Below are 13,346 nucleotides of genomic sequence, written 5' to 3' on the forward strand. Positions count from 1 at the left end.
TTGCGTCATGACGCGCATCGAGACCCCGTGGGGTCCCTGGGAGGCCGCGCCGCTCGGCGAGCACGGCGACGTGGACGTCGGCCTGCTGCGCCGCGACCAGCTCGCCGCCCGCCGCCTCCTGGACGGCTGGGACGTGCACGCGGCCGTCGTGCCGGGCGTCCTGCGCCCGTGGCCGGCGGGGGAGACCCTGCCCGCCACGGCCCACGACGTCTGGGTGCGGGAGCGCCCGGGCGGCCCGTGGCGTTTCCAGCTCATGCTGGACGAGGCCGACGGCGGCGACTGGGTCTACCGCCGCGACCCGCGGGTGCGCCGCCCGCTCGCCGGGCTGACCGCCGGGGAGGACGGCTTCCGCCGCCTCGCCCCCGAGGTGCAGCTCCTCTACAAGGCCATGGGCACCCGGCCCAAGGACGCGGCCGACGTCGAGACGGTGCTGCCGCTGCTCACCGGCGAGCAGCGGCGCTGGCTGGCCGGCGCCCTCGCGACCGCCCACCCGTCCTGCCCCTGGCGCGCCCGGCTCGGCCGCTGAGCGAGAAGGCGTGTCCGGAGGGCCGGCGGGCGTGGGGCGTGCGAGGATGCCGTCATGGAGCCGTGGGGAACGCGAAGCGCCCGCGAGGGCCACCTGGAGCCCCTCGACCGTGACACCTGCCTGGCGCTGCTGCCCACCGCCGCCATCGGCCGCCTGTCCTGGCCCGCGCCCGGCGGCCGGCCGGAGGTCGTGCCGGTCAACTTCCTGCTGGACGGCGGCGACCTGGTGTTCCGCACCTCCCGGCACGGCGGCGAGGTGGTGGCGGTGGAGCACGGGGTGCCCCTGTCATTCGAGGTCGACGACGTGGAGCCGGCGCTGCGCGTGGGCTGGAGCGTGCTGGTCAGCGGCCGGGCGGAGATCGTGACCGACCCGGCGGAGGTCGCCCGGCTGGAGGAGCTGGCGGAGGCGCCGTGGGTGGCGCTGGCCGAGCCGGTGTTCGTCCGGCTGCGGCCCGCCGAGATCATCGGCCGCCGGCTGCCCCTGCACCCCGGCGGCGTCACCGTCGCGCCGCCCTGACCCGCCGCCCCGCTCTGAACGGACGCCGGACCGGGAGCCGTCAGCCGACGAGGGACTGCGTGCCGAGGACGGTGATCAGGGCCAGGCGCTCGGCGTCCGTGGTGCCCGGCTCGGCCGTGTAGATCATGATGCGCAGGTCGTTGCCCGCCACCGTCAGCACGTCGCAGTCGAGCGTCACCGGCCCGGCCTGCGGATGGACGATGGTCTTGTGGCCGCTCTCGTGCCGGCCGACCACGCCGGAGTCCCAGAGCTCGGCGAAGCGGGCGCTGCCCGCCCGCAGCTCGCTCACCAGGCGCCGCAGCCGCGGGTCGGCCGGGTAGCGGTCGGCGGCGGCGCGCAGGTCGCCGACCACCGCCTCCTCGAACGCGCGCAGCGACTCCGGCGTGTGCCGGGTGCGGCCGGCCGCGCCGCCGAGGAAGTGCCGCCACACGCCGTTGCGCTCGTGGCCGCGCCAGGCGGACGGGTCGCCCATCAGCGCCACGTACGGGGTGTTGGCCAGCAGCAGGGTCCAGGTCGCGTCGTGGACCGCGACGGGGGTGCCGGTCAGCCGGTCCAGCAGCCGGTGCACGCTCGGCGGGATGTGGCCGGGCACCGACCCGGGCCCCGGCGGGGCCAGCCCGGCCAGCCGGAACAGCCGCGCCCGTTCGTCCGCCGACAGCCGCAGCGCCCGCGCCAGCGCCTCGACGACCTGCGCCGACGGGTGCGCGGCCCGGCCCTGTTCGAGGCGGGTGACGTACTCGACGGAGATGCCGGCCAGCAGGGCCAGCTCCTCGCGGCGCAGCCCGGCCGCCCGCCGCCGCCCGTTCGCGGGCAGCCCGGCCGCCTCGGGTGGGACCCGGTCCCGCCACCGCCGCACCGCCTGCCCCAGTTCCCCCGCAGCCATGTGCCCCAGTCTGCCCTACCCCAGGGTGTTTTGCCTGGTACCGGCAGTCCCAGGACATCGGGTGGCATGGTTGCGCCGGCCGTCCCGGCGGGAGGGTGAAGGCATGACGACGACACTCATCACCGGAGCCAACAAGGGGCTCGGCCACGAGACCGCGCGCCGGCTCGTGGCCGCCGGCCACACCGTCTACGCGGGCAGCCGCGACCCGGAGCGCGGCCGGCGGGCCGCCGGCGAGCTGGGCGCCCGCCTCGTCCTCATCGACGTGACCGACGACGCATCCGTGGCCGCCGCGGTCAAGGAGATCGAGGCGGGCGGCGGCCTCGACGTGCTGGTCAACAACGCCGGCATCGAGGCGCGCGGGCCCGGCAACGCGGTGGCCGGCGCCGGGGAGACGACCGCGGAGCTGATGCGGGAGGTGTTCGAGACCAACGTCTTCGGGCTGGTCCGGGTCACCCACGCGTTCCTGCCGCTGCTGCGGCGCTCGGCCGCGCCGGTCGTGGTGAACGTCAGCAGCGGGCTGGCCTCGCTGGCCACGGTCTCCACGCCCGGCTCGCCCGCCCACGCCTATCCGGGAGTGGCCTACCCGGCGTCGAAGGCGGCGGTCAACATGATCACCGTGCAGTACGCCAAGGCGTTCCCCGGGATGCGGATCAACGCGGTCGAGCCGGGCTTCACCGCGACCGACCTCAACGGCCACGCCGGCACGCAGACCGTGGAGGAGGGAGCCGAGATCATCGTCAGGATGGCGTGCCTCGGCCCCGACGGCCCGACCGGCGGCTACTTCGACGCCGAGGGCCCTCTTCCCTGGTGACCCCGTCCTACCGGGAGCGGCGGCCCCGGACGAGCAGCAAGACCACGACGACCGCCAGCCCGGCCAGGGCGAGCAGCACGAAGAAGCCCAGAATGATGATGATCTCAGGTGCGCCGATGTTCATGCCGGGAAAGGTAGCGGCGGGTTGTTGAGGATTTGTGAAGCTTCGATCAACCCCGGCCCGCCGCGCCCCCCGACCAGCGCCTTTCACTCGCGTGTCGCGATTTCCCGACATCACCGGGACGAAATCCGCATCACCGGCTGATCGCGCGTGTTCAACGTTTGCGTAACCGTGCTCGACAGGGGCGCGCCCGCGAGGGTTGCTGGAAGCAGCAAACGTGGGGCGCGCCCCGCGGCCACGGCGCGCGCCCCACCTCGCCGACCACATGGATCCCCATCTCGGCACGAGGGAGGGCAGATGGCCAGCTTGCGCCATCTCAGCATGATCGTGGCGGCGGCGGCAACCTTGATCGCCACCACCGTCTCCTGCGCGACGGAAACCGGATCGAAGGGATCCGCGCCCCCGTCCTCCACCCAAGGCGCGGGCAAGCCCGTGACCGGCGGCACGCTGCGGCTCGTCGGCAGCGGCGACGTCGACCATCTGGACCCGACCAGCGCCTACTACACCGTCACCAACGGCATCATCCGCGGCTACGCCCGCCAGCTGTTCGCGCTGCGCGGGGTGCCCGCCGGCACGGACACGACCAAGGGCTTCGACCTGGTCGCCGACGTCGCCGCCGAGCTGCCCACCGCGGAGAACGGCGGGCTGAGCGCCGACAAGCTCACCTACACGATCAAGCTGCGCGACGGCGTGCAGTGGGACACCCAGCCGCCGAGGCAGGTGACCGCGGGCGACTTCGTGCGCGGGTTCAAGCGGCTGTGCAACCCGGTCGCGGGGGCCGGGGCGCCCGGCTACTACACCAGCACGATCAAGGGCATGGCCGGCTACTGCGACGCCTACACCGCCGCGTTCAAGAAGGCCAAGCCCACCGCGCAGGCCCTCGCCGCCTTCCAGAACGGCCACGACATCGCCGGCGTCCAGGCCAAGGACGACAAGACGCTCGTCTTCACCCTCAACCAGCCCGCCGGCGACTTCCTCAACATCCTGTCGCTGAACTTCTCCTCGGCCGCCCCGGCCGAGTACGACCAGTACGTCCCCGACGACGCCACCTTCCGCCAGCACGTGATCTCCGACGGCCCCTACAAGATCACCTCGTACGTGGCCACCAAGTCGATCAGACTGGAGCGCAACCCGGCGTGGAAGCAGGAGTCGGACCCGATCCGGCACCAGTACGTCAACGCCGTCGAGGTCAAGATGGGCGTCGCCGAGCCCGACGCCGTCCAGCAGCAGCTGGAGGCGGGCAGCGCCGACCTGGCCTGGGACCTGCCGGTGCCCACCTCGCAGATCCCGCGCCTGAAGTCCGGCGACCCGAACTTCCACATCTTCCCCGGCGCCGTCACCAACCCGTACCTGGTGTTCAACCTGCAGAGCAAGAACGAGAACGGCGCGATGGGCAAGCTCAAGGTGCGCCAGGCCATCGAGTACGCCATCAACAAGACCGCCATCGCCAAGATCTACGGCGGCGCGGACGTGGCGGTGCCGCTGCACACCGCGATCCCGCCGGGCAACATCGGCTACCAGGAGTACAACCCGTACCCGACGCCGAACGACCAGGGCGACCCGGCCAAGTGCAAGCAGCTGCTGTCCGAGGCGGGCTACCCGAACGGCCTCACCCTGATCGGCGCCTTCCGCAACGCGGGCAACCACCCGGCCAACTTCCAGTCCTACTCGGCCGACCTCAAGGCGTGCGGCATCACGGTCAAGGGCCTGCCGGTCCGCCAGGGCGACTACTACGGCGCGTTCCTGCAGAACCCGTCCATCGCCAAGGACAGCAAGTGGGACATCTCGGCCCCCGGCTGGGTCCCCGACTGGTACGGCAACAACGGCCGCGCCACCATGCAGCCGCTGTTCCAGACCAACTGCAACCCGGGCACCAGCAACTACGGCTGCTACAGCAACCCGAAGGTGGACGACCTGATGAAGCAGGCGCTCGCCGAGACCGACACCGCGAAGGCGACGGCGCTGTGGCACCAGGCCGACCAGGCGGTGATGGCCGACGCCGTGATCGTGCCGTTCAACAACCAGAACACGCCGATCTACCACAGCAAGCGGGTGCAGAACGCCCTGTACCTGCCGGCGTTCCAGCTCTACGACATCACCAACCTCTGGCTCCAGCCGAACACCCCGTGACCGGCGACGGCCGGCGGCCGCCCGCGGGCGGCCCGCCGGCCGTGGCGAGGGAGACACATGAGCCTGCTCGAGGTGACGGACCTCCAGGTGTCCTTCCCCACGTCGGACGGCGTGGTGCAGGCCGTCAGGGGGCTGTCGTTCAGCATCGACCGCGGCCGGACGCTGGCCATCGTCGGCGAGTCCGGCAGCGGCAAGACCGTGAGCACCCAGGCCGTCCTCGGCCTCACCCCGGGTGCCGACATATCCGGAACCGCCCTGTTCGAGGGCGTCGACTTGCTCAAGCTCGACGCCGAGCAGCTCCGCCGCGTCCGCGGCGCCGAGATCAGCGTGGTCTTCCAGGACCCGCTGACCAGCCTGCACCCGCTCTACAAGGTCGGCTGGCAGATCGAGGAGCTGATCCGGGTGCACCGGCCGGAGGTCTCCAAGGCCGCGGCCCGGGCCCGCGCGGTGGAGCTGCTCGGCCTGGTCGGCATCCCCCGGCCGGACCGGCGGGTGGACGACTACCCGCACCAGTTCTCCGGCGGGATGCGCCAGCGCGCCATGATCGCCATGGCGCTCGCGCTCAACCCCAAGCTCATCGTGGCCGACGAGCCGACCACCGCGCTCGACGCCACCGTCCAGGCGCAGATCCTCGAGCTCATCGCCCGGGTGCAGGCCGAGTTCGACATCGCGCTCATCCTCATCACCCACGACCTCGGCGTGGTGGCCGGCATCGCCGACGAGGTCCTCGTCATGTACGCGGGCCTCGTCGTGGAGCGCGCCGACCGGCGCACGCTCTACTACCGCCCGCACCACCCCTACACCAAGGGCCTGCTGGAGTCGCTGCCGGGCAGCACCGGCGACCGCGGCGGGCGGCTGCGGCCCATCCCGGGCTCGCCGCCCAGCCTCATCGCGGTCCCGGCCGGCTGCGCCTTCCACCCGCGCTGCGCGTACGCGATGCCGGTCTGCGTGGCCGAGCGCCCGCCGCTGGCCCCGGTCACCGGCGGCGGGCGGGGGCACGCCTCGGCCTGCTGGCTGCCGCATCAGGCGGTCGGGCTCGGCGCGGAGGCGGAGGCGCTGCGGGCGAAGGCGAAGGAGGACGCGTGATGCTGCTCGAAGTGGACGGCCTGGTCAAGCACTTCCCGATCACCACCGGCGCGATCGTCAAGCGCACGGTCGGCCAGGTGCGGGCCGTGGACGGCGTCACCCTGGCCCTGACCGCGGGCGAGACGCTGGGCCTGGTCGGCGAGACCGGCTGCGGCAAGTCCACGCTGGCCCGGTGCGTGGCCGGGCTGTACCCGGTCACGGCCGGCACGGTGCGCTTCGACGGCCAGGACATCACGAACCTGCCCCGGCGGCGCATGCGCCCCTACCGCCGCGACATCCAGGTCATCTTCCAGGACCCGTACGGCTCGCTGAACCCGCGCCGCCGGGTCGGCTCGATCATCGCCGACCCGCTCGTCATCCACGGCGTGATGAGCGGCGACGAGCTGCGCCGCACGGTGCAGGAGCTGATGGAGCGGGTCGGGCTCAACCCCGAGCACTACAACCGCTTCCCCGCCGAGTTCTCCGGCGGCCAGCGGCAGCGCATCGGCGTGGCCAGGGCGCTCGCGCTGCGGCCCCGGCTGATCATCTGCGACGAGCCGGTCTCGGCCCTGGACGTCTCCATCCAGGCGCAGATCCTCAACCTGCTGACGGACCTCCAGGACGACTTCGGGCTGACGTACCTGTTCATCGCGCACGACCTGTCGGTGGTGCGGCACATCAGCGACCGCATCGCCGTCATGTACCTGGGCAAGATCGTCGAGCTGGCGGGGGCGGAGGAGCTGCACGAGTCGCCGCGGCACCCGTACACGGCGGCGCTGCTGTCGGCGACCGCCGTCGCCGACCCCGACGAGGCCGAGCGGCGCCGGCGCGTCATCCTCACCGGGGACGTGCCCTCGCCCATCGACCCGCCCTCCGGCTGCCGCTTCCACCCGCGCTGCCCCAAGGCGCAGGAGGTGTGCGCGCGCGAGGAGCCCCCGCTCGAACGCAAGGGACACCTCGTCGCCTGCCACTTCCCCGTCACGGCCGGCGAGGACCTGACCGCTGGGAGGCCCGCATGACCCTCACCGAGCTGCGGCCGGACATCGTCACCGACCGCGCCATCGCCGGCCGCAGCCCCTGGCAGCTCGCCTGGCGGCGCATCAGGACCGACCGGGTGGCGCTGGTCTCCGGCGTCGTCGTGCTCCTGCTCGGCGCGCTCGCGCTGGCCGCGCCGCTCATCGCCGCCTGGAACGGCCACGACCCCGACGTGCAGTTCCGCGACACCGGCATCACCGACGAGGGGCTGCCGGTCGCGCCGAACGGCGCGTTCTGGTTCGGCACCGACCGGCTCGGCCGCGACCTGTTCGTCCGGGTCCTGTACGGGGCGCGCGTCTCGCTGCTGGTCGGCGTGGTCGCCACCGGCCTCGCGGCGCTGGTCGGCGTCGTCGTCGGGCTGCTGGCCGGCTACTACGGCGGCGTCGTCGACACGATCCTGTCCCGGCTGATGGACGTGGTGCTGTCGTTCCCGTACCTGATCTTCGCGATCGCGGTGGTGTCCATCGCCGGGCCGTCGCTGAGCGCCACGATCGGGGTGATCGCGTTCTACTCGTGGGCGGCCATCGCCCGCGTGGTGCGCGGGCAGACGTTGTCGCAGAAGGAACGCGAGTACGTCGAGGCCGCCAGGTCCATGGGCGCCGGCGACTTCCGGATCATGTTCGTGGACATCCTGCCGAACCTGCTCGCGCCCGTCATCGTGCTCACCACCCTGCTGGTGCCGGTCGCCATCGTCTTCGAGTCGACGCTGTCGTACCTGGGGCTCGGCATCACCCCGCCCACCCCGTCCTGGGGCAACCTGCTCAGCGAGGCGCAGGGCTTCTACCGGGTCGCCTGGTGGTACCTCGGCTTCCCCGCCGCCGCGCTGCTGATCACCACGCTCGCGTTCAACCTGCTCGGCGACGGCGTCAGGGACGCCCTCGACCCCCGTACCGAGCGCCTGTTCAGCCGGCGCGGCAAGCGCCGCAAGGCCGCCCCCGGGGAGGCGTGATGCTGCGCGCGTTCCTGCTGCGCCGGGCGCTGCTCGGCCTGCTGGTGCTCTGGCTGGTGACGCTGGGCACGTTCCTGCTGTTCTTCGTCGCCCCCGGCGACCCGGCCCGCACCCTCGCCGGCCGGCAGGCCACGCCCGAGCAGGTCGAGCTGGTGCGCCACAACCTCGGCCTCGACCGGCCGGTGCTGCTGCAGTACGTGGACTTCCTCGGCCGGCTGGTGCGCGGCGACCTCGGCAAGTCGTACTTCTCCGGCGAGTCGGTCGGCAAGCTGCTGGCCCAGGACTTCCCGCCGACGTTCTCGCTCGTGCTCGGCGGGGCCGTGCTGTGGCTGGCGCTCGGCATCGGCAGCGGCGTGCTCAGCGCCACCCGGGCGCGCAGCCTGCTGGACCGGGCGCTGACCGTCTTCGCGCTGGCCGGGGTGTCGATGCCGACGTTCGTGGTCGGGCTGCTGCTGCTGTACTTCCTGTTCTTCCAGCTCTCCATGGCGGGGGCGCCGATCCTGCCGCCCGACTCGTACGTCCCGTTCTCGCAGAGCCCGGGGGAGTGGGCCCGGCACCTCGTCCTGCCCTGGATCACGCTCGCCTTCGTGCAGGCCGCCTCCTACACCCGGCTCACCCGCGGCTCCCTGCTGGACATCCTCGGCGAGGACTACATCCGCACCGCCCGCGCCAAGGGCGTGCCGGAGCGGCGGGTGATCTACCGGCACGGGCTGCGGGCCGCGCTCACGCCCGTGGTGACCCAGCTCGGCGTGGACGTGGGCACGCTCATCGGCGGCGTCGTGGTGACCGAGTCGGTGTTCGGGCTCGGCGGGGTGGGGCAGGCGGTGGTGCAGGCGTTCGTCAGCGGGGACCTGCCGGTCATCATGGGCGTGGTCATCCTCGCCACGACCGCCGTCGTCGTCGCCAACCTGCTGGTGGACATCGCCTACGGCCTGCTGGACCCGCGCATCCGCCTGGCCTGAACCGCGTTCGCGGGTCAGCGCGGCACGAGGGGGCGGGCCGCCTGCGGGCGGACGCGCCTGGCCCGGTGCGCCGCCAGCTCCCTGACGGTGCCCGCCCGCGCCCGCTGCCCGCCGTCCCTGCCGTCGGCGCCGCCCACCAGGAGGCGGACATCCACGCCGCCGGCCGTGAGCCGGACGTCGGCGCCGCCGGCCATGAGCTCGGCGTACAGGCGGCGGCCCATGCGCCGTACGCGCTCCGCGTGCGCGGCGTCGACCAGGTCCAGCAGGGCCGCGCCGAGCATCCACCGCGACCGCCACCGCGCCACCGCCAGGCCGCGCTCGGCGGGCGTCGCGGCGGCGTGCAGGTCGGCGCGCAGGTCGGCGACGGCGGTGACGAGGTCCAGGGTGGCCCGGCGGGCCTGCTCCACCCGCGCGGCGTGCGACCTGCTCCGCCAGCCGATCGCCGCCGTGCACACCGCCAGCGCCGTCATGCCCGCCAGGACGCCGGCCACGATGCCCGCCAGGACGGCCGCCGCCGGCAGGCCGTCCGCCCAGGTGAAGTCTGCACGCATGTTCGGAACCTACGGCCTGGGGCCTCAACGTTGGATCAAGCGCACGTGCGAAAACGATCAAGTTCCCCGGGTCCGGCCGGTCCGCTACGGCTTGACCTCGTGGAGCTGCCCGGTGCGCACGTCGTAGACGAACCCGCGGATCGCCTCCTTGTGCGGGATCGAGGTGTCGGCCCTGACCCGGCGGATCGACTGGACGACGTCCTCCTCCAGCTCGTGGAACGCCTCGGCCGCCCAGTCGGGCCGGATGCCGGTGTCGCGCAGGACGTCCTGCTTGAAGGCGTCGTCGGTGAAGGTCAGCATGCCGCAGTCGGTGTGGTGGATCAGCATGATCTCGCGGGTGCCCAGCAGGCGCTGGCTGATGGCCAGGCTGCGCCGCGTGTCGGCCGTGACGACGCCGCCCGCGTTGCGGAGCACGTGCGCGTCGCCCAGCTTGAGCCCCAGCATCGCGTAGACGTCGATCCGGGCGTCCATGCAGGTCACCACGGCCAGCCGCTTGGCGGGCGGCAGTGCCGGCCCGCCCCGGATCGGGGGGGGCGGGCCGGTGAGCCGCCCGCCGGCTCAGGTGCGCCGCCAGCGGGCCTCGCCCAGGCAGTACACCGCGAACAGCAGCAACCCCAGGGCCACCACGACCAGCAGCCAGGGCCCGGCCGGGGTGTCGGCGAAGCGCCGCAGCGTGGCGTCGATGCCGCCCGCCTTGTCGGGGTCGAACGTGATGGCCGCCTGCACGACGAAGACCCCCGCCAGGGCGGCGATCAGGCCGCGGGCCAGGTACCCGGCCAGGCCGAGCCGGCTCATCATCGCGCTCGCCTTCGGCGGCATCGGCTTCAGGTGCTCGCGGAACTTCTTCTTGACGCCGTAACGCATCCAGTAGACGCCGAGGGCGACGATGCCGAGCCCGATCGCGCCGACGAGGAGCTGGCCGCCGGGCAGGTCGAGCAGCTTGCCCGTCACGTCCCTGGACCGCTGGTCGTCCGAGCCGGTGTGCCCGGTCAGCAGCATGGTCAGCAACGCCGTGCAGATGAAGGCGTACACCACCACCCGGCTGATCGGCTCGACCCGGTCCTTGAGCCGGTGCGCCTTGAACAGCGCCTCACCCGCCTGCCAGACGATCAGGGCGGCGAACCCCACCACCATGATCCATAAGAGCACGATCCCGAACGGCAGCGACGCCACCTGGCTGATCGCCCCGTTCTTGTCGGCCTGGCGGCCGCCGTTGCCACTGAAGGCGATCTGGATCGCCAGCACGCCGATCAGGCCGTACAGCACCGCGCGGCAGACCAGGCCGACGCGCGTGAGCCTGTCCATCGCCGGGCTGTCGGTCGCCCGGCGCGCCATGGCCTCCGTCTCGCTCATGGAATCCTCCGGTACTCCGTGTGAAGACCATCGAAGTGCCCCGCCAGACGATTCCTAGACCTTCGCCAGGTCAGGGGCGGGTGTGAGCACCGTCACCACCATGATCGCGCGGCACGCGGCGGCGGCCCGGCGGACGTAGGATCGGCGTCACGACGTCCGCCTGAGGGAGCCCGCATGACCGTGACCCCCGCGCAGCTGCGCGCCCTCGCGAGCCGCGCCGAGGCGCTCTCCGCCGAGGTGCGCGACCTGCTCAGGAGCGCCCCCGCGGGCACGCCGGAGCACGAGCACCTCGGGGCCGCCCGGCAGGCCGCCGACCGCCTGGCCCAGGCGGGCGACGCCCTGCAGAGCGCGGCCGGCGAGCTGGCCCGGCTCCGCGTCCAGCCGTGCGGCATGCCGTGGGGCGTCTGCCCCGAGCACGGCAACACCCTGTCCACCCGCGGCGGCGTCTCGGAGTGCCGCGTCTGCCGCCGCCAGTGGAACCACGACCGCTACGGCCGCCCCTGCCAGGAGCCGGTCACCTGGAAGGTCATCGACCGGTCGGGCACGGAGACCCGCATGTGCGACGGGCACGTGCTGGGCGCGCGGGCGGCGGCCGCCGGCGCCACCTTCGTCCGCCTGGAGGACGCCGACGCCCGCTCCTGACCGGGGTTCAGCGTCCGCCGCCGGCCTGTTGCCGGACGATGGAGGCGAGCCGGTCCGGGTGGGTGAGCTGGGGGTGGTGGCCCGCGCCCGGGATGACGGTCAGGGTGGCGTGGGGGAGGGTGGCCAGGAGGTCGTGGTCGTCCGGGGTGAGCGGGTCGTGTTCGCCGATGATCACGTGCAGCGGGCCCTCGTGGCGGCGCAGCCGGTCCCGTAGCGCCGCGCGCCACCGCCGGCCGCCGGCCGCGGTCAGGGCGCGCGGCGGTCGCGGCGACGCCCGGGCGGCGCAGGTCGGCGACGCTCGTGCGGAGCGCGGCGGCGTGCGCCGGGTCGCCGGTGAGCCGGCGGGCCAGCGCCTCCGGGCTCACGCGGCGCAGGTACAGGCGGGTCGCGGGCGTCCAGGACGGCGTGCGCGCCTGGAGGAAGAACGGCGCGACGAGGGTGAGGCGCCCGGTGCGCGGGCTCGCCTCCAGCGCCAGTGCCGCGCCGAGGGAGTGGCCCACCACGTGCTCGATCTGCTCCGCCGCGAGCAGCGCGGCCAGCCAGGACGGCCAGTCGGCGGGTCCGCCGCCGCTGAGGCCCAGCCCCGGCAGGTCCGCCACCCGCGTGCCCGGCAGGCCCACCGCGGCCCAGGTGTCGGCGTTGACCGGCAGGCCGGGCAGCACGACGGCCGGCGCGCCCGCCGGGCCGGTCTCGAACGTCCGCACCCCGCCCACCACCCGGAACCGCCGCCCGCCCGCCGGCGCGGCACCGGGCCGGTCGCCGCTGCCCGGCGCCGGCCGGTCCGCGGGTTCCGGGGCCTCGCCGAAGCGGTGGGCGGCGAGGTCGTCGGCCCAGGCCAGGATCGTGGCGGCGGTGTCCGGCCGGGCGAGGCCGTGCCGGGCGGCCAGCTCCGCCGCCGGCCCGGTCGGGTAACGCTCCTCCGACAGGAACGTCAGCGTCTCGGGGTCGGTCCTGGTCAGCCGCGGCGGCAGCCGCCTGATCAGCGCGACCGGCGCGCGCAGCCGCGGCACGGGCACCTCGTAATGCCGGGCGACCAGCGTGAGCAGGTCGGGCAGCGCGGGCGTCCGCTCGTCCAGCACCCAGTACGCCCGCCGCGCCGTCGCCGGGTCCTCCGGCAGCAGCGCCATGAACCGCGCCAGGTACCCGGCCTCGACCACCGGCACGAACGTCCGCGCGCCGCCCGGCAGTGCCGCCAGCCGGCCCAGCCACAGCTCTTTGAGGGTCGCCGCCAGGCCCACGTACTGGCCGGCCCCGCCGATCACGCTCGACGGGTTGACGATCGACCAGGGCACGCCCCGCTCGTCCGCGGCCGCCTGCAGCACGGCGTCCGCCTCGGCCTTGGACGCCTCGTACGCGCCGAGCGCGGCGTACGCCGCCCGCCGCCGCTGCCCGTCCCAGGCCGCCGGGTCCTGGCCGCCCACCCGGTACCCCGACACGTGGACCAGCCGCCGCAGCCGGGGCAGGGCCGCCGCGAAGGCGACGACGGCGCGCACGCTGTCCACGTTGCCGCGGCGGGCCTCCTCCTCCGTCATCCCGAACCGGTAGGCTCCGGCGCAGTTGTAGATCTCGGTGACGTCCGCCGTGCTCGCGTCGTCGATCAGCGCCGGCGACGCGAAGTCCGCCCGGACGTCGGCCGGGGCGTCCTCGTGGCCGTGCGCGGCCAGCCACCGGGCCAGCCGTTCGTACGACTCCCGTCCGCGCGCCGCCACGCTCACCCGCACCCCCGCCCGCCCCAGCTCCAGGACCAGGCTCCGCCCCACGTACCCCGCCGCGCCGAACACCAGCGCGTGCCGCTCGCCCAT

General features: G+C 74.0%; 13 protein-coding genes. 8 read left to right on the forward strand and 5 right to left on the reverse strand.

What is annotated here, in order from left to right:
* Positions 1 to 7 precede the first annotated feature (7 nt).
* Positions 8 to 526, forward strand: a complete 519-nt coding sequence (locus MF672_RS37010) for an amino acid transporter (protein ID WP_242381728.1) — start codon at positions 8 to 10, stop codon at positions 524 to 526.
* 54 nt (positions 527 to 580) lie between these two features.
* Positions 581 to 1,042 carry a pyridoxamine 5'-phosphate oxidase family protein gene (locus MF672_RS37015; RefSeq protein WP_242381727.1) on the forward strand — a complete coding sequence of 154 codons (462 nt, stop codon included), beginning with the start codon at positions 581 to 583 and terminating at the stop codon, positions 1,040 to 1,042.
* A 40-nt stretch (positions 1,043 to 1,082) separates the two neighbouring features.
* On the opposite strand, the gene MF672_RS37020 is transcribed toward MF672_RS37015, so the two are convergent.
* The gene (locus MF672_RS37020; RefSeq protein WP_242381726.1) at positions 1,083 to 1,925 is read right to left on the reverse strand and encodes a helix-turn-helix domain-containing protein; all 843 of its coding nucleotides are present in this window, start codon (positions 1,923 to 1,925) and stop codon (positions 1,083 to 1,085) included.
* A gap of 103 nt (positions 1,926 to 2,028) precedes the next feature.
* Here MF672_RS37020 and MF672_RS37025 point away from each other — a divergent pair, with 103 nt between their 5' ends.
* From MF672_RS37025 to MF672_RS37050, 6 genes are all read left to right on the forward strand, one after another.
* Positions 2,029 to 2,736: an SDR family oxidoreductase gene (locus MF672_RS37025; RefSeq protein ID WP_242381725.1), complete on the forward strand. Its 708-nt coding sequence runs from the start codon at positions 2,029 to 2,031 to the stop codon at positions 2,734 to 2,736.
* 418 nt (positions 2,737 to 3,154) lie between these two features.
* On the forward strand, positions 3,155 to 4,987 hold the full coding sequence (locus tag MF672_RS37030) for an ABC transporter substrate-binding protein (protein WP_242381724.1): 1,833 nt from the start codon (positions 3,155 to 3,157) through the stop codon (positions 4,985 to 4,987).
* A 57-nt stretch (positions 4,988 to 5,044) separates the two neighbouring features.
* Entirely contained in the window at positions 5,045 to 6,073 is a 1,029-nt protein-coding gene (locus tag MF672_RS37035; protein WP_242381723.1) for an ABC transporter ATP-binding protein, read from the forward strand.
* The gene (locus tag MF672_RS37040) at positions 6,073 to 7,071 is read left to right on the forward strand and encodes an ABC transporter ATP-binding protein (RefSeq protein ID WP_242381739.1); all 999 of its coding nucleotides are present in this window, start codon (positions 6,073 to 6,075) and stop codon (positions 7,069 to 7,071) included. Before MF672_RS37035 ends, MF672_RS37040 begins: the two co-directional genes overlap by 1 nt.
* Positions 7,068 to 8,036 carry an ABC transporter permease gene (locus MF672_RS37045; protein ID WP_242381722.1) on the forward strand — a complete coding sequence of 323 codons (969 nt, stop codon included), beginning with the start codon at positions 7,068 to 7,070 and terminating at the stop codon, positions 8,034 to 8,036. The genes MF672_RS37040 and MF672_RS37045 overlap by 4 nt, the downstream gene beginning before the upstream one ends.
* Positions 8,036 to 8,998 (forward strand): ABC transporter permease, encoded by a 963-nt coding sequence (locus tag MF672_RS37050; protein ID WP_242381721.1) that lies wholly within the window; start codon positions 8,036 to 8,038, stop codon positions 8,996 to 8,998. Before MF672_RS37045 ends, MF672_RS37050 begins: the two co-directional genes overlap by 1 nt.
* 14 nt (positions 8,999 to 9,012) lie before the next feature.
* Here the strand turns inward: MF672_RS37050 and MF672_RS37055 are convergent, their stop codons facing one another.
* The 4 genes from MF672_RS37055 to MF672_RS52475 form a co-directional block, all read right to left on the reverse strand.
* A complete protein-coding gene (locus MF672_RS37055) occupies positions 9,013 to 9,549 on the reverse strand; it encodes a hypothetical protein (protein ID WP_242381720.1) in 537 nt (178 codons plus the stop codon).
* A gap of 84 nt (positions 9,550 to 9,633) precedes the next feature.
* On the reverse strand, positions 9,634 to 10,074 hold the full coding sequence (locus MF672_RS37060; protein ID WP_247815766.1) for a beta-class carbonic anhydrase: 441 nt from the start codon (positions 10,072 to 10,074) through the stop codon (positions 9,634 to 9,636).
* A gap of 33 nt (positions 10,075 to 10,107) precedes the next feature.
* Positions 10,108 to 10,902 carry a DUF1206 domain-containing protein gene (locus MF672_RS37065; protein ID WP_242381719.1) on the reverse strand — a complete coding sequence of 265 codons (795 nt, stop codon included), beginning with the start codon at positions 10,900 to 10,902 and terminating at the stop codon, positions 10,108 to 10,110.
* Between the two features lie 488 nt (positions 10,903 to 11,390).
* A complete protein-coding gene (locus MF672_RS52475) occupies positions 11,391 to 13,346 on the reverse strand; it encodes an SDR family oxidoreductase (RefSeq protein ID WP_247815608.1) in 1,956 nt (651 codons plus the stop codon).

The organism is Actinomadura luzonensis (assembly GCF_022664455.2).
GTDB lineage: Bacteria > Actinomycetota > Actinomycetes > Streptosporangiales > Streptosporangiaceae > Nonomuraea > Nonomuraea luzonensis.

What these genes read in the sequence shown, in the direction of transcription:
- MF672_RS37010 (WP_242381728.1), top strand. Translation starts at nt 8, where the DNA reads ATGACGCGCATCGAGACCCCGTGGGGTCCCTGGGAGGCCGCGCCGCTC.
- MF672_RS37015 (WP_242381727.1), top strand. Translation starts at nt 581, where the DNA reads ATGGAGCCGTGGGGAACGCGAAGCGCCCGCGAGGGCCACCTGGAGCCC.
- MF672_RS37020 (WP_242381726.1), bottom strand. Translation starts at nt 1,925, where the DNA reads ATGGCTGCGGGGGAACTGGGGCAGGCGGTGCGGCGGTGGCGGGACCGG.
- MF672_RS37025 (WP_242381725.1), top strand. Translation starts at nt 2,029, where the DNA reads ATGACGACGACACTCATCACCGGAGCCAACAAGGGGCTCGGCCACGAG.
- MF672_RS37030 (WP_242381724.1), top strand. Translation starts at nt 3,155, where the DNA reads ATGGCCAGCTTGCGCCATCTCAGCATGATCGTGGCGGCGGCGGCAACC.
- MF672_RS37035 (WP_242381723.1), top strand. Translation starts at nt 5,045, where the DNA reads ATGAGCCTGCTCGAGGTGACGGACCTCCAGGTGTCCTTCCCCACGTCG.
- MF672_RS37040 (WP_242381739.1), top strand. Translation starts at nt 6,073, where the DNA reads ATGCTGCTCGAAGTGGACGGCCTGGTCAAGCACTTCCCGATCACCACC.
- MF672_RS37045 (WP_242381722.1), top strand. Translation starts at nt 7,068, where the DNA reads ATGACCCTCACCGAGCTGCGGCCGGACATCGTCACCGACCGCGCCATC.
- MF672_RS37050 (WP_242381721.1), top strand. Translation starts at nt 8,036, where the DNA reads ATGCTGCGCGCGTTCCTGCTGCGCCGGGCGCTGCTCGGCCTGCTGGTG.
- MF672_RS37055 (WP_242381720.1), bottom strand. Translation starts at nt 9,549, where the DNA reads ATGCGTGCAGACTTCACCTGGGCGGACGGCCTGCCGGCGGCGGCCGTC.
- MF672_RS37065 (WP_242381719.1), bottom strand. Translation starts at nt 10,902, where the DNA reads ATGAGCGAGACGGAGGCCATGGCGCGCCGGGCGACCGACAGCCCGGCG.
- MF672_RS52475 (WP_247815608.1), bottom strand. Translation starts at nt 13,346, where the DNA reads ATGGGCGAGCGGCACGCGCTGGTGTTCGGCGCGGCGGGGTACGTGGGG.